This is a genomic window from Lentzea sp. NPDC020367, assembly GCF_044387305.1.
Taxonomy (GTDB): Bacteria; Actinomycetota; Actinomycetes; order Mycobacteriales; family Pseudonocardiaceae; genus Lentzea.
The window spans coordinates 27,008-44,839 of sequence record NZ_JBIRVV010000013.1; the positions used below are offsets into that span (position 1 = coordinate 27,008).

At 69.4% G+C, this 17,832-nt stretch carries 21 protein-coding genes; 8 read left to right on the plus strand and 13 right to left on the minus strand.

Going from position 1 to position 17,832, the window contains the following annotated elements; translation table 11 throughout:
- Positions 1-65: 65 nt before the first annotated feature.
- The 3 genes from ACH413_RS37585 to ACH413_RS37595 are packed head-to-tail and all read right to left on the minus strand — an operon-like array spanning position 66 to position 2,823.
- Positions 66-674 (minus strand): hypothetical protein, encoded by a 609-nt coding sequence (locus ACH413_RS37585; RefSeq protein WP_360047786.1) that lies wholly within the window; start codon positions 672-674, stop codon positions 66-68.
- A complete protein-coding gene (meaB, locus tag ACH413_RS37590; RefSeq protein WP_360047787.1) occupies positions 671-1,621 on the minus strand; it encodes a methylmalonyl Co-A mutase-associated GTPase MeaB in 951 nt (316 codons plus the stop codon). The genes ACH413_RS37585 and meaB overlap by 4 nt, the downstream gene beginning before the upstream one ends.
- 11 nt (positions 1,622-1,632) lie before the next feature.
- Positions 1,633-2,823, minus strand: a complete 1,191-nt coding sequence (locus ACH413_RS37595; protein ID WP_360047886.1) for an acetyl-CoA C-acetyltransferase — start codon at positions 2,821-2,823, stop codon at positions 1,633-1,635.
- Between the two features lie 125 nt (positions 2,824-2,948).
- Here ACH413_RS37595 and mce point away from each other — a divergent pair, with 125 nt between their 5' ends.
- On the plus strand, positions 2,949-3,386 hold the full coding sequence (gene mce, locus ACH413_RS37600; RefSeq protein ID WP_360047789.1) for a methylmalonyl-CoA epimerase: 438 nt from the start codon (positions 2,949-2,951) through the stop codon (positions 3,384-3,386).
- Here mce and ACH413_RS37605 read toward each other — a convergent pair.
- Both ACH413_RS37605 and ACH413_RS37610 read right to left on the minus strand, forming a co-directional pair.
- Positions 3,358-3,915, minus strand: coding sequence for a helix-turn-helix domain-containing protein (locus ACH413_RS37605; protein ID WP_360047791.1), 558 nt, complete (start codon positions 3,913-3,915; stop codon positions 3,358-3,360). The two genes, mce and ACH413_RS37605, sit on opposite strands and share 29 nt — an antisense overlap.
- 61 nt (positions 3,916-3,976) lie before the next feature.
- Positions 3,977-4,336 (minus strand): SPW repeat protein, encoded by a 360-nt coding sequence (locus tag ACH413_RS37610; RefSeq protein WP_319977776.1) that lies wholly within the window; start codon positions 4,334-4,336, stop codon positions 3,977-3,979.
- Between the two features lie 161 nt (positions 4,337-4,497).
- Between ACH413_RS37610 and ccrA the strand changes: the two genes are divergently transcribed.
- Both ccrA and ACH413_RS37620 read left to right on the plus strand, forming a co-directional pair.
- Complete coding sequence (gene ccrA, locus ACH413_RS37615; RefSeq protein WP_360047793.1) at positions 4,498-5,811, plus strand: crotonyl-CoA carboxylase/reductase; 1,314 nt, start codon at positions 4,498-4,500, stop codon at positions 5,809-5,811.
- Positions 5,812-5,847: 36 nt separating this feature from the next.
- On the plus strand, positions 5,848-7,236 hold the full coding sequence (locus ACH413_RS37620) for a chromosome segregation protein (protein WP_360047795.1): 1,389 nt from the start codon (positions 5,848-5,850) through the stop codon (positions 7,234-7,236).
- Between the two features lie 103 nt (positions 7,237-7,339).
- Here ACH413_RS37620 and ACH413_RS37625 read toward each other — a convergent pair whose 3' ends face one another.
- Positions 7,340-7,867, minus strand: coding sequence for a histidine phosphatase family protein (locus ACH413_RS37625; RefSeq protein WP_360047797.1), 528 nt, complete (start codon positions 7,865-7,867; stop codon positions 7,340-7,342).
- A 24-nt stretch (positions 7,868-7,891) separates the two neighbouring features.
- Here ACH413_RS37625 and ACH413_RS37630 point away from each other — a divergent pair, with 24 nt between their 5' ends.
- Together ACH413_RS37630 and ACH413_RS37635 are read left to right on the plus strand one after the other, a co-directional pair.
- Entirely contained in the window at positions 7,892-8,437 is a 546-nt protein-coding gene (locus ACH413_RS37630; RefSeq protein WP_360047798.1) for a GNAT family protein, read from the plus strand.
- Complete coding sequence (locus ACH413_RS37635; RefSeq protein WP_360047799.1) at positions 8,437-9,129, plus strand: alpha/beta fold hydrolase; 693 nt, start codon at positions 8,437-8,439, stop codon at positions 9,127-9,129. The genes ACH413_RS37630 and ACH413_RS37635 overlap by 1 nt, the downstream gene beginning before the upstream one ends.
- Before the next feature lie 3 nt (positions 9,130-9,132).
- On the opposite strand, the gene ACH413_RS37640 is transcribed toward ACH413_RS37635, so the two are convergent.
- Positions 9,133-9,426 (minus strand): hypothetical protein, encoded by a 294-nt coding sequence (locus tag ACH413_RS37640; protein ID WP_319977781.1) that lies wholly within the window; start codon positions 9,424-9,426, stop codon positions 9,133-9,135.
- A 32-nt stretch (positions 9,427-9,458) separates the two neighbouring features.
- On the opposite strand from ACH413_RS37640, the gene ACH413_RS37645 reads away from it, so the two are divergent.
- Positions 9,459-9,665, plus strand: coding sequence for a zinc ribbon domain-containing protein (locus ACH413_RS37645; protein WP_360047801.1), 207 nt, complete (start codon positions 9,459-9,461; stop codon positions 9,663-9,665).
- Here ACH413_RS37645 and ACH413_RS37650 read toward each other — a convergent pair.
- The gene (locus ACH413_RS37650; RefSeq protein ID WP_360047802.1) at positions 9,662-10,033 is read right to left on the minus strand and encodes a hypothetical protein; all 372 of its coding nucleotides are present in this window, start codon (positions 10,031-10,033) and stop codon (positions 9,662-9,664) included. The two genes, ACH413_RS37645 and ACH413_RS37650, sit on opposite strands and share 4 nt — an antisense overlap.
- Before the next feature lie 44 nt (positions 10,034-10,077).
- Here ACH413_RS37650 and sigJ point away from each other — a divergent pair, with 44 nt between their 5' ends.
- A complete protein-coding gene (gene sigJ, locus ACH413_RS37655) occupies positions 10,078-10,974 on the plus strand; it encodes an RNA polymerase sigma factor SigJ (RefSeq protein WP_396425489.1) in 897 nt (298 codons plus the stop codon).
- Here sigJ and ACH413_RS37660 read toward each other — a convergent pair.
- From ACH413_RS37660 to dhaK, 5 genes are all read right to left on the minus strand, one after another.
- Positions 10,971-11,564 (minus strand): DUF3558 family protein, encoded by a 594-nt coding sequence (locus ACH413_RS37660; protein ID WP_360047803.1) that lies wholly within the window; start codon positions 11,562-11,564, stop codon positions 10,971-10,973. The two genes, sigJ and ACH413_RS37660, sit on opposite strands and share 4 nt — an antisense overlap.
- A gap of 43 nt (positions 11,565-11,607) precedes the next feature.
- Positions 11,608-13,383 carry a 3-hydroxybutyryl-CoA dehydrogenase gene (locus ACH413_RS37665; protein WP_360047805.1) on the minus strand — a complete coding sequence of 592 codons (1,776 nt, stop codon included), beginning with the start codon at positions 13,381-13,383 and terminating at the stop codon, positions 11,608-11,610.
- Positions 13,384-14,355: 972 nt separating this feature from the next.
- Positions 14,356-15,063, minus strand: a complete 708-nt coding sequence (dhaM, locus tag ACH413_RS37670; protein ID WP_360047806.1) for a dihydroxyacetone kinase phosphoryl donor subunit DhaM — start codon at positions 15,061-15,063, stop codon at positions 14,356-14,358.
- The gene (gene dhaL, locus ACH413_RS37675) at positions 15,060-15,686 is read right to left on the minus strand and encodes a dihydroxyacetone kinase subunit DhaL (protein WP_360047808.1); all 627 of its coding nucleotides are present in this window, start codon (positions 15,684-15,686) and stop codon (positions 15,060-15,062) included. Before dhaL ends, dhaM begins: the two co-directional genes overlap by 4 nt.
- Position 15,687: 1 nt before the next feature.
- The gene (gene dhaK / locus ACH413_RS37680) at positions 15,688-16,680 is read right to left on the minus strand and encodes a dihydroxyacetone kinase subunit DhaK (protein WP_360047810.1); all 993 of its coding nucleotides are present in this window, start codon (positions 16,678-16,680) and stop codon (positions 15,688-15,690) included.
- A gap of 145 nt (positions 16,681-16,825) precedes the next feature.
- On the opposite strand from dhaK, the gene ACH413_RS37685 reads away from it, so the two are divergent.
- A complete protein-coding gene (locus ACH413_RS37685) occupies positions 16,826-17,818 on the plus strand; it encodes an iron-siderophore ABC transporter substrate-binding protein (protein ID WP_360047811.1) in 993 nt (330 codons plus the stop codon).
- Positions 17,819-17,832 lie beyond the last annotated feature (14 nt).

Below are 17,832 nucleotides of genomic sequence, written 5' to 3' on the forward strand. Positions count from 1 at the left end.
TGCAAACAGTGAACTTTGGGACTACTGAGAGTAGAGGTGCGTCTTGTTTGGAGGGGCCAGGCGGCTCAGTGCAGGCCGACCGTGAAGCCCTCGTCGATGACGCCGCGGTAGATCTGCGGGGCGAAGGTCCGCAACCCGTGGTCGAGCGGCGCGATGAACCCCGCCGAGTCACCGAGCGGCAGCCGGTACCCGTTCTGCACCCGGTGGAACTCCCACAACGGCTCCATCGTCGGGTGCGCGGGCCGGAACTGCTGCGGATCGCGCGGATGCAGGTCGACGCGCACCAGGGTCCTGCGCACCAGGGCGTCCGCGAGCTGAACCGCGCGCTCCTGGGTCCGGGAGATCGAGATCGCGCCCAGCTCCTGCCAACCGACGGCCCACGGCATGCCCTGCGGGTCGTCCAGGCGGATGCCCTGCTGCTCGATGATCAGCTTGCGCGGCCGGGAGATGGTCTTCCACTTCACCACGGCCATCACGCCGATGAAGGTGAACGCGATGCCGATGACGGCCGCGATGCTGCCGCCCACCGGTTCGCCGTCCATGAAGGCGGTCACGGCGCCGACCAGGGCGAGGATGCCCAGGATCCCGGCGACCGAGCCGCCGATCAGGACTTTGCGGGTGTCGCTCTTGCCGAGGTCGATGACGACAGGCGGAGGCGCTCCCCAAGCGGTCATGGCCGCAGGTTACCGCTGATCAACAGCTCCGCGGCGGCGAACGGGTCCAGTTCACCCTCGACCACGCGCTTGGCCAGCTGGTCGACGGGGCCGAAGCGGGTGCGGACGCGTTCGACGGCGATCGCCTCGATCTCGGCGCCCGCGCGGCGCAGGCGGCGTTCGGTCAGTTCGCCGTGCTCGGCCATCCACGACTGGTGTTCGGTGATCGCCTCGACCACGCGGTCGAGACCCTCCATGCGCGCTGCCACCGTCTTCACCACGGGGACGCGCCACGACGGGCCTTCGCGGTCCCTGCGGCCCAGCGAGATCATGTACTTGAGGTCGCGCGCGGTCTGGTCGGCGCCGTCGCGGTCGGCTTTGTTGACCACGAAGACGTCCGCGATCTCCAGGATGCCCGCCTTGGCTGCCTGGATGCCGTCGCCCATGCCCGGCGCGAGGAGCACGAGCGTCGTGTCGGCCAGTGCCACGATCTCGACCTCGGACTGACCGACGCCGACCGTTTCCACGATGATCACGTCGAACCCGGCGGCGTCCAGCACCCGCAGCGCCTGCGGGGTCGCCCAGGACAGGCCACCGAGGTGGCCGCGGGTCGCCATGGAACGGATGAAGACGCCGGGATCCGTCGCGTGGTCGCCCATCCGCACGCGGTCGCCCAGCAGCGCGCCGCCGGAGAACGGGCTGGACGGGTCGACGGCGATCACCGCGACGCGCTTGTCCTGCTCGCGAAAAGCACGCACCAGCGCGTTCGTGGAGGTCGACTTGCCGACGCCGGGAGCACCGGTGATGCCGATGACCTGGGCGTGCCCGGTGTGCGGGGCGAGGGCCGCCGCCACCAGCGGCAGCTGCGCACTCCCCTGTTCCACCAGGGAGATCAGCCTGGCGACCGCGCGCGGTTCGCCGTCACGCGCGCGGTCGACCAGTCCTGCTACGTCAACAGCTGTGGCCACAGCCAAGGACACTAGGCCTTGGAGGGCACGCGGATGATCAGAGCGTCGCCCTGACCACCACCACCGCACAGCGCCGCCGCACCCACGCCGCCACCACGCCGCTGCAGCTCCAGTGCGAGGTGCAGGGCGATGCGGGCGCCGGACATGCCGATCGGGTGGCCCAGCGCGATGGCGCCGCCGTTGACGTTGACCTTGTCCTCGGAGATTCCGAGCTGACGGGAGGACACGATGCCGACCGCCGCGAACGCCTCGTTGATCTCGATCAGGTCGAGGTCGGCGGGGTCGATGCCCTCCTTGGCGCACGCGGCCTTGATGGCGTTGGACGGCTGCTCGTGCAGCGAGGCGTCCGGGCCCGCGACGACGCCGTGGGCGCCGATCTCCGCGATCCACTCCAGGCCCAGTTCCTCGGCCTTCGCCTTGCTCATCACGATCACAGCGGCCGCGCCGTCGGAGATCTGCGACGCCGAACCCGCGGTGATGGTGCCGTCCGCGGCGAACGCCGGGCGCAGCTTGCCGAGCGAGTCGGCGGTGGTGTCGGCGCGCACGCCCTCGTCCGTGCTGAACAGGACGGGGTCGCCCTTGCGCTGCGGGATCGAGACCGGCGCGATCTCGGCCTCGAAGACACCGTTCTCCGCGGCCTTCGCGGCGAGCTGGTGCGACCGCGCGGAGAACGCGTCCTGCTCCTCGCGCGTGACGCCGTAGCGGCCGTTGTACTTCTCCGTCGAGACGCCCATCGCGACCTGGTCGAACGCGCAGAACAGGCCGTCGAGCGCCATGTGGTCCTGCATCGTCACGTCGCCGTACTTGAACCCGCCGCGCGACTTCGGCAGCAGGTGCGGCGCCTGCGTCATCGACTCCTGGCCACCGGCCACGACGACGTCGAACTCGCCGGCGCGGATCAGCTGGTCGGCCAGCGCGATCGCGTCGATGCCGGACAGGCACACCTTGTTGATGGTCAGCGCGGGCACGCTCATCGGGATGCCGGCGGCGACCGCGGCCTGGCGGGCGGGAATCTGGCCCGCGCCGGCGGTGAGCACCTGACCCATGATCACGTACTGCACCTGCTCGGGGGCCACGCCCGCGCGTTCCAGTGCCGCCTTGATCGCGACGCCACCCAGCTGGGCGCCCGAGAAGTCCTTGAGCGATCCCAGCAGTCGGCCCATCGGGGTACGCGCCCCGGCGACGATCACGGAACCGGACACAACTGCCTCCATTGGAAGAGCGAACGGTCGTTAACTAGGCACCATACCTGGGGCTACTGGGCGGTAATCGTGTGAGACCCCGCACAGCGGCACCTGCACCGATCAGGTAGTTACCCTTCCCCGCTATGAACGCAGACATCGCTCGATTCGTGACCGCGATCGACCACGTGGGCATCGCGGTGCCCGACCTCGACGTCGCCATCGCGTTCTACCGCGACAACTTCGGCCTCGAAGTGGCGCACGAGGAGGTCAACGAGGAGCAGGGCGTGCGCGAGGCGATGCTGCACGCGCCCGGCGACCACGACGGCACCGCCATCCAGCTGCTGGCGCCGCTCAACGAGGACTCGACGATCGCCAAGTTCATCGGCCGCTCCGGGCCGGGCCTGCAGCAGCTCGCCTACCGGGTGTCCGATGTGGACGTCGCGGCGGACGCGCTGCGGGCCAAGGGCCTGCGCCTGCTCTACGAACAGGCGCGGCGCGGCACGTCGGACAGCAGGGTCAACTTCGTGCACCCCAAGGACGCGGGCGGCGTGCTCATCGAGCTGGTCGAGCCAGCGCGTTAGCCACGAAGCTCAGTTCCCGGTCGATCGGGTCCTCCTCGTCGCTGTGCCGCGCCACCGAATGCCGGTAGCTGACGGCCAGCGCGAGGAGTGCCGCGGCCGCCTCGACGTCCTTGATCGCCACCGCCGCGCCTCCCGCGGCCAGGATGACCTGCTTGATCTGCGCCGCGACGTTCTCGTAGCGCGCCTGCATGGCGTCTCTGACAGCCGAATGCGTATCCGCTTCACGCCACAACAGGTGCGACAGCAGCGGTGAGGCGTTCAAGCGGGCGTCGAGTGCGGCGACGAGTCGTCTGAGCGACTCCGCGATGTCCCCCGCGACGACGATCCTGCGGTGGTCGACCGTGCTGTCCGGCAGCCTCGTGACGAGTGCGGCGAGCAGGTCCTTCTTGCGGTTGAAGTAGTAGTGCACCAGGCCTTTGGGCACGCCGGCGCGTTCGGCGATCCGCGAGGTCGGGGTGGCGTCGAAGCCTCCGTCGGCGAAGAGTTCCTCGGCCGCGGCCAGGATGCGTTCCTTGGCCGAATCCTCCACGCGTCTCCTCCACGAGTGCGTGGGCCCAAGAACGTTCTCGGGCCCACAGGTTTCCAGCTGATCAGTGCGGCTGGGCCGCGGCCGAGTGTGCCGCGTTCGCCGACGGCATCGCCAGCGCTCCAGCAGCAACGGTGAGCACGCCACCGACCCAGGAGACCCACGAGGCCGCCATCAGGTCGCTGTAGCTCATCACCCACGGAGAGATGAACAGCAGTGCTCCGAGCACCATCTGCACGTACTCCCCGTAGATCATCGCGGGCATGGCGAGGTCGACGAGTCCGTCGATCGCGATGAGCGCGCCGAGCACGATCATCGTCCACATGGCCGCGTTCGAGGTGTCCACGACGAGCGGAGACAGCAGCACCAGAACACCGATCGCCACCTCGGTCCAGTCCTGCCACCTGGTCCACGCCTTGGTCATCTCCACCACCTCCTTCTCGGACACCTTCGATGGTCCTCCTTGGTTGGCCGCCCGGTCAACTCTTCCGAGTGGAATCCCTCACAAGCGGGATTCTGAATCGGTTACTCCTGAGTAACCTCCGGCAACCTGCGACTATCCCTCACTAGGGAAGGAATGCCGCCGTGCAGAAGATCCTTGACGCGATCCTGGCCGACGAGCTGGACGCCATCGGTTCGTTGGACGTTCCGGAGAGCTATCGGGGCGTGACAGTGCGCGCGGACGAGGCCGACATGTTCTCGGGCCTGGAGACGAGGGACAAGGACCCTCGCAAGTCGCTGCACGTCGACGAGGTGGCCACGCCCGAGCTCGGGCCGGGCGAGGCGCTGGTCGCCGTCATGGCCTCCGCGATCAACTACAACACCGTGTGGACCTCGATCTTCGAGCCGGTGTCCACGTTCGGCTTCCTGAAGAAGCTGGGCGGCCGCCACGACCTGCCGTACCACGTCGTGGGATCGGACCTGGCCGGCGTCGTCGTGCGCGTCGGTCCCGGCGTCACCGCGTGGAAGCCGGGCGACCGTGTCGTGGCGCACTGTCTGGACGTGCCGCTGGAGGCGCCGGACGGGCACAACGACACGATGCTCGACCCGCAGCAGCGGATCTGGGGCTTCGAGACGAACTTCGGTGGCCTCGCCGACCTCGCGCTGGTGAAGTCGAACCAGCTGATGCCGATGCCGAAGCACCTCACGTGGGAAGAGGCCGCGTCGCCGGGCCTGGTGAACTCCACCGCGTACCGCCAGCTGGTGTCGACCAACGGCGGCAACATGAAGCAGGGCGACACCGTCCTGATCTGGGGCGCGTCCGGCGGTCTGGGTTCGTACGCCACGCAGTTCGCGTTGAACGGTGGCGCCACGCCGATCTGCGTCGTGTCCTCGCCGGAGAAGGCGGAGATCGTTCGTTCCATGGGTGCCGAACTGATCATCGATCGTTCGGCGGAGGGCTACAAGTTCTGGAAGAACGAGCACGAGCAGGACCCGCGCGAGTGGAAGCGGTTCGGTGCGCGCATCCGTGAGCTGACCGGTGGCGAGGACCCGGACATCGTGTTCGAGCACCCCGGCCGCGAGACGTTCGGCGCGTCGGTGTTCGTGGCGCGCAAGGGCGGCAAGATCGTCACGTGCGCGTCGACGTCCGGCTACATGCACCAGTACGACAACCGCTACCTCTGGATGAACCTCAAGAGCATCATCTCCTCGCACTTCGCGAACTACCGCGAGGCGTGGGAGGCGAACCGCTTGGTGGCCAAGGGGAAGATCCACCCGACAGTGTCCAAGGTGTACTCAATGGACGAAACGGGCCAGGCAGCACACGACGTGCACCGCAACGCACACCAGGGCAAGGTCGGCGTGCTCTGCCTTGCGCCCGAAGAAGGTCTTGGTGTGCTGGATCACGAACTACGCGCGCAACACCTCACAGCTATCAATCGATTCCGGGGTGTGTGACCTTCTGGGGCTACCCGAACGGGTAGCGTGAGGGGCATGGGCCTCGCCGACGACCGTGACCTCGTCCCACTGGGATCCGGCTTCGACATCGTCAAGCGCGGTTACGACCGCGCTCAGGTCGAGGATCATCTCGAACGCCTCGACTCGGACCTGCGGCTGCTCGCCGCGGACCGCGATGCCGCCGTCTCCCAGACGTCAGATCTGGCGCGCCAGCTGGAAGCCGCACGCTCGGAGATCACCGAGATGCGCAACCAGGTGGAGCGCCTGTCGCTGCCGCCGACGACGCTGGAGGGGCTTTCCGAGCGCCTCCAGCGCATGCTGCGGCTGGCGCAGGACGAGGCCAACGAGATCAAGGCCCGTGCCGAAGCGGAGGGCGGGCACATCCGCGCCAAGGCCGAGGCCGACGCGGGTGTGCTGCGCCAGCGCTACGAGAAGCTCATCGCCGAACTCGACGAGCGCCGCGGCGCCATGGAGTCCGAGCACAAGGGCGTCCTCGAGACCGCGCGCAACGAGGCGGAGAAGATCGTCTCCGAGGCGGAGTCCGCCGCCCGCAAGATCGCCGACGAGTCCGAGCAGCGCCGTGTGACCGTCGAAGAGGACTTCGAGATCGCGATGGCCGCCCGCCGCTCCGAGGCCATGGCCACGCTGGCGTCCCAGGAGGCCAACTCCAAGGGCGAGGCCGACCGCCGCCTGCGCGAGGCAGCCGAGGAGGCCGCCCGAGTCCGCGCCGCGATCACCACCGAGCAGACCACGTCGAAGGCCGACGCCGAACGCCGAGTCCGCGAGGCCACCGAAGAGGCGAACCGCCGCCGCCACGACTCGATCTCCGAGGCCACCGCGCGCATCCAGGAAGCGACCGACGAGTCGAACCGCCGCGTCCGCGAGGCCACCGAGGAAGCCAACCGCCGCACCACCGCCGCCACGCAGCGCGTCGACCAGCTCCGCAACCTCCGCAACCGCCTCTCGCACCAGCTCCACAACGTGCGGACGGCGCTGCAGGAGGTCGTGCCGCTGCTCGACCCGGTGGACGAGGAGAAGCCGGCGGCACCGGCTCCTGCACAAGGACAGGGTGGCGCTCCGGTGCCGGCCCAGCCCGCCCAGGCACCGCAGGCGGGTCAGTCTCCGGCACGGCCCGCGTCACCTCAGGCTCAGCCGCAAGCGCCCGCCCAGACTCAGGCGCCTCAGGCCGCTCCTGCCACGCCGAACAAGCCCGCTCAGCCTCAGGCGCCCACGCAGGCCGCCCCGGCTCAGCAGGCCACGCCCTCGGCACAGAACAAGCCGGCGCAGGGCTCCCAGGCCCAGACGCCTCAGCCCCAGGCATCGCAGGCTCAGGCTCCCCAGGCTCAGGCGTCACAGGCCCAGACGCCCCAGGTCGACGGCCCCACGGCCAAGCTCGCACGCCCGCAGACGGCCAAGAAGTCCTGACTCGGCAAGCTCGCACCGCAAGCTCACGCAGGGGTCCCCCGCCCAGGGGGACCCCTGATTTCAATTATCCCAGCCGACACCGACAATTTCGGGTCCGCGCAGGTCAGACGGTGATCTCGTAGATCGCGGGCATCGGCATGGTGCGGCAGAAATCCCAGTCCGCGGACAGCCCCGACGCGATCAGCGCACGTGTCAGGAACGTCCCGTGCGACCCGACGAGCACTGTCACGTCCGGATACTCCTCACCCATGCGCGCCAACGCTTTCCCCGCCCGCACGGTGAGCGCGTCGAGGCTCTCCCCCTCCCCGTGGGCGAAGCCGGGATGAGCCCAGCTGTAGGTGTACGGCGTCTCCCAGTCCGCGCTCGGCACCAGCCCCGACTCCCACTCCCGCAGCTCGGCCCAGGTCGTCACGGCGAGCCCGAGCGCGTCAGCGGCGGGCGTGACCGTCTGAACGGCCCTGCGCTGCGGACTCGACAGCACCGCCGCCGGTGAGTATGCGGCGAGGCGTGGAACCAGCGACTCCGCCGCCACCAAGCCGTTGTCGGTGAGCGGGCGCTCGTCGTAGTCGGGCTCGCCCGGCAGCGGCCGGACGGACTCCGCATGACGCACCAATACGATTCGTGTGGACACAACACACCATCTTGGGGGAACAGGATGTTCGCGAAACCGCTGGGCGTCGACGGCGCCGAGCTCAGGCCGTTGGACCCGTGGCAGGCCGAGGAGTTCTTCGCGCACATGGAGCGCGGCCGGGAGTTCATCGGGCAGCACATCGGGTTCGCGGACAAGGCCAAGGACCTGGAGAGCGCGCGGGAGCTCCTGCAGAGCTACGCGGACAAGGCGGCGGCCGACACCGGGCGGATCTTCGGGATCTGGCTCGACGGCAAGCTGGTCGGCGGCGTGTTGTTCCGCGTGATGGAGATCCCGCAGGGGCGCGCCGAGGTCGGGTGCTGGCTCGAGCCGGCCGCGACGGGCAAGGGGCTGATCACGCGGGCGGCGCGGATCCTGATCGACTGGGCGATCTGCGAGCGCGGCGTGCATCGGGTTGAGTGGCAGGTGTCGTCGGAGAACGCGTCCAGCATCGCGGTCGCGCGGCGGCTCGGGATGAGCAGGGACGGGGTGCTGCGCTCGTACTTCCTGTACCGCGGGGTTCGTCAGGACCTCGAGGTGTGGTCGGTGCTGGCGTCGGAGTGGGAGAGCTGATGGACGATCTGGTGCTGCTGCACGCCTTTCCGCTCGACGCGCGGATGTGGGACGTGCCGGGCGCGCTGACGCCGTCGTTGCGCGGCCACGGCGAACCCGACCTCGACACCGTCGCGGCGCAGGTTCTCGGCGTGCTCGACGAACGGAAGCTCGACAGCGTCGTGCTCGGCGGCTGCTCGATGGGCGGCTACGTGGCGATGGCGTTGCTCAGGCGTGCACCAGAACGCGTGCGAGGCCTGATCTTCGTCGACACCAAGCACACCGCGGACGCGCCGGAAGCGATCGCGAACCGGCACGCGATGGCGGACCGCGTCGAACGCGAGGGCGTCGGCGACTGGCTCGCGGACGCGATGCTGCCGAACCTGCTCGGCCCCAACGCCTCGGACACCGCACGGGCGTCCGTGCGCACCATGATCCTGGAGCAGCGCGCCGAGGACGTGGCGTGGTGGCAGCGCGCGATGGCGAAGCGGCCGGACTCCACGGAAGTGCTGGAGTCGCTGGACGTCCCGTCGCTCGTGCTCGTGGGCGAGCACGACAAGCTCACGCCGCCCGACGTGGCCGCGAAGCTCGCCGTGACGTTGCCGCACGCGACGAGCGAACGCATCGAGGACGCGGGGCATCTGCCGCCCGTCGAGCAGCCGGAGGAGTTCCTGGCCAGGCTGGAGCGGTGGCGCGAGCAGGTCGGGCTCTAGCCACTACCAGCGGCGCGCGGTCGGGCCTCGCCGGCCGCGCGAGTCCCAGCACGTCTGGTGCCAGTGGCGGCGTTCCTCGACCGAACCCGTGTCCTCCGCCGGCCACGCCACGACGTGCGCGACGCCGGGGCGGATCTCGTGGTCGCAGCCGGGACACCGGTAGGTCTTCTGGGCCTGCGCGCCCGAGATGGCGCGGACCAGCCAGTCACCGTCCGGGCCTGACTCGGCGCGCGCCCAGCCGACGCCCCCTCCAAGGGGACGGGATTCTTCTGGCTTGGGGCTGTTACGACGTGGCACGACAACACGTTAACCGCTCGTAGAATCGGTCCGTGCCGACCTACGAGTTCCGTTGCCGAACCTGTGACGACACCTTCGACGTGCAGCGTCCGATGAGCGAGTCGTCCTCGCCGGCGAACTGCCCCGAGGGTCATCCCGACACGGTGAAACTGCTGTCCATGGCCGGTATCGGCGGCACGCAGCAGGCCGCGGCCGGTGGTGGCGGCGGCGGTTGTTGCGGTGGAGGCTGCTGCGGCTAGCGCCTGATCCGGAGCAGGTAGAGCACGCTCGCGACGAGCAGCGCCGCGGCGAGGGGAACGTGCAGGGCCGTGAGGTGGAACACGCCGATGTACACCTGAGCGGTGATCAGCGCCAGAAAGCCCACGGCGTACCAGATGGGCCGGGCTGACCCGCCGCCCGGCCGCCACGCGAGAACCGCGACGACGACGTGGACGACCGTTACGACCCACAACGTGTACGAGCCCGCGCTGTGCAGGACGTGTCCGTACGGGAGGGTCATCATCAGCCCCGCGGTGATGGACTGAACGAAGACGGCCGCGGTCTGCAGAGCGACGGTGGCGTGCAGGACCTTGAGGTTGGCGGGTTTTGCGGTGGTTTGCGTGACCATGACGGTCCGACGACGCAGCGGCCGGAAATGTGAGGCGGGGGACGTTGGCTGATCCTGGTGTGCACGCGATCGTGAGCGAACAGCGGCAGCTGCTGAACCTCGCCTACCGCCTGCTGGGTTCGCTGGCCGACGCCGAGGACGTGCTGCAGGAGACCTACGCGCGGTGGTACGCCCTGTCACCGGACCAGCGGGACGCCATCGAGTCCCCCGGAGCGTGGCTGACCAGGGTGGCCGGTCGCATCTGCCTGGACCTGCTGGGGTCGGCCAGGGCCAGGCGGGAACGCTACGTCGGCGAGTGGATCCCGGAGCCGCTCCCGGACCGGGAGGAATGGGGCGGTGGGCTCGACCCGGCGGACCGCGTCACCCTGGACGAGTCGGTCACCATGGCGTTCCTCGTGGTGCTGGAGCAGATGACCCCGGCGGAACGGGTCAGCTTCGTGCTGCACGACGTCTTCCGGTTCCCGTTCGCGGAGATCGCGGACATCGTCGGCAGGAGCCCTGCGGCGTGCCGGCAACTGGCCACGTCCGCACGGCGGCGGATTCGCGCGTCGCGGCGCGACGAGATCCCGGCCACGCGGCAGGCGGACGTGGTGCGGGATTTCAAGCAGGCGTGGGAGGCGCAGGACATCCAGGCCCTGATCGCGTTGCTGGACCCGGCGGCCGTCATGATCGCCGACGGCGGCGGCCAGGTCGCCACGGTGCTGAGGCCGGTGGAAGGCCGTGAGCAGATCGCCCGCTACCTCGTCGGCATCGGGAAGGTGGCGCCGGAACTGACGATCCTCGCCAGGACGGTCAACGGCAGGCCGGGCCTGGTGGCGACGTTCGACGGTGTCGCCGTGACGGTGGCGGCGATCGAGGTGGAGAACGACCGGATCACCAGGATCTGGGCGGTGCGGAACCCGGAGAAGCTGAAGCCCTGGCGAACCGCGGTGCAGGACTAGGCCGTCTCGCGGTCGATCAGCACCTCGGCGATCTTGCGGCCCTGGTCGCAGACGCTGCCGAACTTGCCGGACGGGTCGATGATGATGATTCCGAGCCCGCCGCCGTTGTAGGGCAGGGCCAGCACGCACGACGGATCGACGTCCTGCTCGTCGGAACGGTCCAGGTACATGACCTTGTGACCCTTCACGTCCCAGTCACCGGTGGTGCGCTCGATCGTGATCTGCTTGCCCTCGCGGTAGCGCAGGGAGACGCCGACCTCGACGTCGTCGATCTTCGTCGTCCACCGGCACGACTCCTCGAACGTCGAGTCGTAGTTGATCTGCGTGGGCGGCGTCTCGGCCTTGGCGCCGGGGTAGGGCAGGTCGGTCCACTTCAGCTTGGCGCAGGTGGGCGTGATCTCGCCGTCGATCGGCGAGCTCTCCGGGTCCTGCGACTCGCTCGGGTCCGTGCTCGGATCCGTGGAGCCCTCCTGGTCGAACGGGGAGGTGACGTCGAGCGGCGCCTGCGCGACCGGACTGCCCTCGACGATCGCACGGGCACAGCCGGACGCGAGCACGAGGACAGCCAACAGGAGCACCAGTCGCCGCATGCCACCACCATGCCAGACGCGACATGGTGCCCCTGTTAGCGGCTCACGAGTAGTCGCGGAATCCCTTGCCCGTCTTGCGGCCGAGGCGACCGGCCGTGACCAGGTGTTCCAGCAGCGGCGCCGGCGCGAAGCCGGGCTCGCGGAACTCGTTGTAGAGCGTGCGCTGGATCGCGAGCGACACGTCCAGGCCGACGACGTCGAGCAGCGCGAACGGTCCCATCGGCAGGCCGCAGCCGACCTTCATGGCGTTGTCGATGTCGTCGCCCTCGGCGTAGTGGGCCTCCAGCATCTTCACCGCGTCGTTGAGGTACGGGAAGAGCAGCGCGTTCACGATGAAACCGGCCACGTCACCGCAGTGCACGGGGTGCTTGCCGAGGTCGAGGCAGATCTTGCGGGCCGTCGCGACCACGTCGGCGCCCGTGGAGATCGTCTCCACGATCTCGACCAGCTTCATGACCTGCGCGGGGTTGAAGAAGTGCAGGCCCACGACGTCCGCCGGCCTGCTCGTGGCGGCCGCGACCTCGATGACGGGCAGCGAGGACGTGGTCGTCGCGAGCACCGCGCCGGGCTTGCACACCTCGTCGAGCGCCGCGAAGACCTCCTTCTTGATCCCGATCTCCTCGGCCACCGCCTCGACGACCAGGTCGCAGTCCGCCAGTTCCACGAACTCCACGGCGGGCGAGATGCGGGCGAGCGTCGCGTCGCGGTCCTGCTCCGACAGCTTGCCCTTGCCGACCGCGCGGTCGAGCGACTTGCGCACCGCGCCGATCGCCTTCTCCGCCTTGTCGAGACCGCGCGCCCGCAGCACGACGTCGTACCCGCGCTTGGCGAACACCTCGGCGATGCCCGTCGCCATCGTGCCCGTGCCGATGACACCGACCCGTTGAACCTCACGGGTCTGCGTGGCGCTGTCCACTTCGGACGGTGTCTGCACGTCCTTGACGACGACCGGCGAGTCGGGCCCGTCGTAGGTGTAGAAACCGCGGCCGGTCTTCCTGCCGAGAAGCCCCGCCGTGATCATCTGCTTGAGCAGCGGCGCCGGCGAGTGCAACCGGTTGCGCGACTGGTGGTACATCGTGTCGAGGATCTCGTACGCCGTGTCCAGACCGATGAGGTCCAGCAACGCCAACGGTCCCATCGGATAACCGCAGCCGTACCGCATGGCCGCGTCGAGGTCCTCGCGCGTCGCGTACCGGGACTCCAGCATCTTGACCGCGTGGTTGAGATACGGGAAGAGAAGGGCGTTCGCGATGAAGCCGGCCCTGTCCCCGATCACGACCGGCGACTTGCCCAGCCGTTCGGTGAACGCGACCACGTCGGTGATCACGTCCGGCTCCGTGACGACCGTGCGCACGACCTCGACCAGCCTGAGGACCTGCGTCGGGTTGAAGAAGTGCAGCCCCACGACCTTGCCTGGCCGCTTCGTCACCACGCTGATCTCGGTGATCGAGAGCGACGACGTGTTGGACGCGATGATCGCCTCGGGCGCGAGGATCTCGTCCAGCTCCCGGAAGATCCGCGCCTTGAGCTCGACGCTCTCCGGCACCGCCTCGATGACGAGATCGCAGTCTTTCAGGCTCTGCAGGTCGAGGCTCGTGGTGACCCGGCCGTGCAGCGCGGCGCTCTCGTCCGCGGTCAGCTTCTCCCGCGTGACGGCCCGCTTCGTCGAGTGCTCCAGGTGCCCGAGCCCGCGCTCGACACCGGCCGCGTCGACTTCCACCACCTTGACCGAGAGCCCGGTGCGCGCGAGTACCTCCACGATGCCCGCGCCCATGGTTCCGAAGCCGACGACTCCGACGGTGTTGATTTCGCGCGCCACTGCAGACCTCCCAAGCGGGGTAAAGCGTGGGCTACCAAGGAGTAACTTGCGGGCGACTATGCCACTCCTCGCGCTGGCGGGAGCCGTGAGCTTCGCCATCAGGATCGAAACAGTTATCGGTCCAGCAAACGCCTAGACCCGGCCTTTTGCCTGATGAACCCAGGTGGGTGAACGCGGAGTTGCGCCATCCGAGTCGGGGCGGCTCGGTCGGGGACGGCCTTGGGTCTTGCGGGCGGCAGCGGAGCAGGCGGGGCTGGGAACTGCGGTGGGGACGCGGGTCGGATGGGAGTCGGTGCGGCCAGGAATCGCGGTGGGGGCGCGCGTCGCGCCGGAGCCGGCGCGGTCAGGGGTCGACGCCGTGGGGACCACGGGCTGGATGGAGCCAGCACGTCCAGGAAGCGCTGCGGACGCGCGAGTGCCATCGAACTCGGCAGGACGGGGACCGCCCAGGGGCATGCGGGTCGCTCGAACTCAGCGCGGTCGGGACAGTTGCCGCGGCGACCCACGTTGAGACAGAACCCGGCAGCGCCGGACGAGCCAGGTTGGTTCGGGGCAACGCCCTCAGGTCCGGGTAGGGCGTCACCACGCGGCCACCTCCACGCGACGCCATCGGACACCGCGCGACACCACCCTCGACCAGCCGCTCACACCTCGCAGCCCACTCTCGACCAGCCGCTACAGCTCGCGGCCAGCCGCCCACGCACCGCGGCCCCCGCTCTCGGTCAGTCGCCCTCGACAAACTCATCGCCCGCTTCTACGACGCCACGGCGGCGCGGTTCTGGGTGGACGGCGTGGGCGTCCGCACCTACGACCTTCCGCCTACTACCAACGCCACTCACACCTCGCAGCCCGCTTCCGACAGCCCGCGCGCTCCTTGCGGCCAGCTTCGACCAGCCCGCCCACACCTCACGGTCAGCTTGCACCAGCCCACCCGCACCTCACGGCGCGCAGCGCGGCCGCGGTGGCCGTGCGTTAGTCGTCGAACCCCCTCTCCGCCAGCTCCTCGATGCGGCGCACCGCCTCGCCGGCGTCCTTGCCCGTGGCCACCACGGTGATGGACTTGCCGCCGGGCGCGCTCAGGCCCATCAGCGCCAGCACGCTGGCCGCGTTCGCCTCCTCGTTGCCGTAGCGGACGACCACGTCGGCGTCGAGTTCGGCGACGGTGCGGGCCAGCAAGGCCGCTGGGCGGGCGTGCAGGCCTACCTCGTTGGTCAGCAGCACTTCCGCCGACACCGCGTCCGGCACCAGGTGCAGGGCGGGGCGGCTTGGTGCGGCTACCGGGGCCTCGCCGGACGCGCCCTCTGCCGCGGCGGCCACGTCGGCCAGGGAAGCGGCTCCCTGGGCGGCGACTGCCGCGGCTACCGCGCCTTCGACCAGGGGTGCGTCTACCACCAGGTAGCGGGACGGGTCGTCTGCCGATTCCACCGCCATCTCGGCCGTCATCTTGGCGCTGCCCAGGTCGTAGAGCACGACGACGCCCGCGCCGGAGTCTGCGTCCGCCAGGGCCTCGACGACTGAGGCGTAGTCGGTGCCCAGGCCACCCTCGTCCGTGCCGCCCACGGGCAGCACGGAGACGTCGGGGGCCATTTGGGTGGCCAACTCCGCCACGCCGTTGGCCAGCATGTCGCTGTGCGAGACGACTACCAGGCCCACGCGGCCGGTGTCCGCGGCCGCCGTCATGCCTTGGCCGCCGCGTCCGCGAAGGCACGGAGCAGTAGCGCCGTCGACCTGGCGCCCGGATCCATGTGGCCGGCGCTGCGCTCGCCCAGGTAGGAGGCTCGGCCCTTGCGCGCCACCATCGGGACCGTCGACTCCGCCCCTTCCGCTGCCGCGTCGGCCGCTGCCGACAGGGCGGCGGACACCGAGCCTTCGGCGGACGCCGCTGCTGTCACGGCCGGTGTGAGGGCGTCGACCATCGTCTTGTCGCCCACGACGGCCTTGCCGCGCGCGAACACGCCGTCCAGTGCGCCCTGCAAGGCGCGGGCGATCAGAGCGCCGTCGAGTTCGGGCGCGTCGCCCACGGCGGCCGACGCGCGCAGGAAAGCGGTGCCGTACAACGGGCCCGCCGCTCCGCCCACCGTGGAGATCAGCGTGGTGGCCACCAGCTTCAGGACCTTGCCCGGGGTGTCCGGCGGTTCGGCGTCCAAACGCGACAGCAGCGCGGTGAAGCCGCGCCTCATGTTCTCGCCGTGGTCGGCGTCGCCGATCGCCTGGTCCAGGCGCACCAGCTCGTCGCGGTGCTCCTGGACCACAGCCGCGGCGGCTCGCAGTGCCGTCACGACGTCCGCTGCCGTGCAGCCCACTTCAGACTCCCCAGCGCAGCGCGGGCGTGTGGACCGGCGCGTCCCACAGGGAGATCATCTCGTCGTCCAGCCGAAGCAGTGTCAGGCTCATGCCCTGCATCTCCAGGCTCGTGATGTACGGGCCGACCAGCCTGCGTTCCACGACGATCCCCCGATCGGCCAGCAGCTGTTCCGCGATGCCGTGCGCCAAGTACAGCTCGATCAGCGGAGTACCGCCCATCGAGTTCGTGAACAGCAGCACCCGGTCCCCCGACGAGAACGGCAGGTCCGACAGGATCGGCTCCAGCAACGCCGACACCATCTCGGACGCCGTGCCCACGGGAACCTTCTGCCGGCCCGGCTCGCCGTGGATGCCGATGCCGATCTCCATCTCGTCGTCGGCCAGTTCGAACGACGGCGAGCCCACGTGCGGCACCGTGCACGACGTCAGAGCCAGGCCCATCGAACGCACCGACGCGATCACCCTCTGGGACAGCGCCTCGCACGCCGCCAGATCATCACCGCGCTCCGCCGCCGCGCCGACGATCTTCTCCAGCAGCACCGTGCCACCGACGCCCCGGCGGCCGGCCGTGTACAGCGAGTCCTTCACCGCCACGTCGTCGTCGATCACGACCGACCTGACCTCGGTCTCCGCCAGCTCGCCGGCCATCTCGAAGTTCAGCACGTCGCCGGTGTAGTTCTTCACGATCAGCAACGCGCCCGCGCCGCCGTCCGTCCGCGCCACGGCGTCGACCACCTGGTCCGCCGTCGGCGACGTGAACACGGGGCCAGGACAGGCCGCGTCGAGCATGCCCCGCCCGACGAACCCGCCGTGCAACGGTTCGTGGCCCGACCCTCCACCCGAGATGATCGCGACCTTGCCCTGCACCGGCCCACCGGCCCGCACGATGACCGCCGGGTCCTGGTGCACGGCCAGCAGATCGGGATGGGCGGCCTGCATCCCCCGCAGCGCGTCCTGCACCACGGTTTCCGGATCGTTGATGATCTTCTTCATAGAACAGCCCTCCCGAGAAGTCGGTGACCGTGTTCCTTCTTACTCCGGGGGTCTGACACTCGGAACAGGCAAAGGACCCCGCTACCGTTAGGCCGCCCTAACAAATGCAGGTCAACATCACGTTCCGTAGTGGAGGAACAACGTCGTGTCGAAGAGAGCAGCGCTGCTCGTAGCAGTCGCCCTGACCCTGACCGCCTGCTCCAGCACGCCGGACAAGCCGACCGTCGCCCAAGGTGGCGAGGACTTCGGCAAGGCGTACGAACTGAGCAACGGTTTCGGCACGACGCAGAAGCCCGGCGAGTTCCCCCGCACCATCAAGCACGCGATGGGCGAGACCAAGCTCGAGAAGAAACCCGAACGAGTGATCGTGCTCGACACGGGCGAACTCGACAACGTCGTGGCGCTCGGCATCAAGCCCGTCGGCATCGCCTACACCGACGGCTCACCGACCATGCCGTCCTACATCGGCGACAAGGGCGGCACGCCGGAGAACGTCGGCACGACCAACAACCTCAACCTCGAAGCGATCACCAAGCTGAACCCGGACCTGATCCTGGGCTCGCAGCTGCGCGCGGAGGCCCTCTACCCGAAGCTCTCCGCGATCGCCCCGACAGTGTTCAGCGTGCGTCCCGGCTACGTGTGGAAGGAGAACTTCCTGCTGAACGCCGCCGCGCTCGACCGCCAGGCCGACGCCGCGAAGATGCTCGAGGAGTACACGAACAAGGCCACCGAGACCGGCAACGCCATCGAGAAGAAGCTCGGTGTGCGCCCGACCGTCACGGCGCTGCGCTTCATGCCGGGTCGCATCCGCTTGTACGCCAAGAAGTCGTTCATCGGCACGATCCTGATCGACGCCAAGATCGGGCAGCCGACCTCGTCCCAGGTGGACGACCTGGCCGCCGAGGTCAGCGCGGAGCAGATCAGCAAGGCCGACGGCGACTTCATCCTCTACTCCACCTACGGCGACCCGGCCAAGACCGCGCAGCCCTCGGTGCTCGGCGGTCCACTGTGGACCGGCCTGAACGCCGTCAAGGCGGGCAAGGCCAAGCCGGTCCTCGACGAGACCTACTTCCTCGGCCTCGGCGTGCTCGCCGCGAACGTGGTCCTGGACGACATGAAGACGCAGCTCGGCGTCTGAGAGCTCACGCCCCG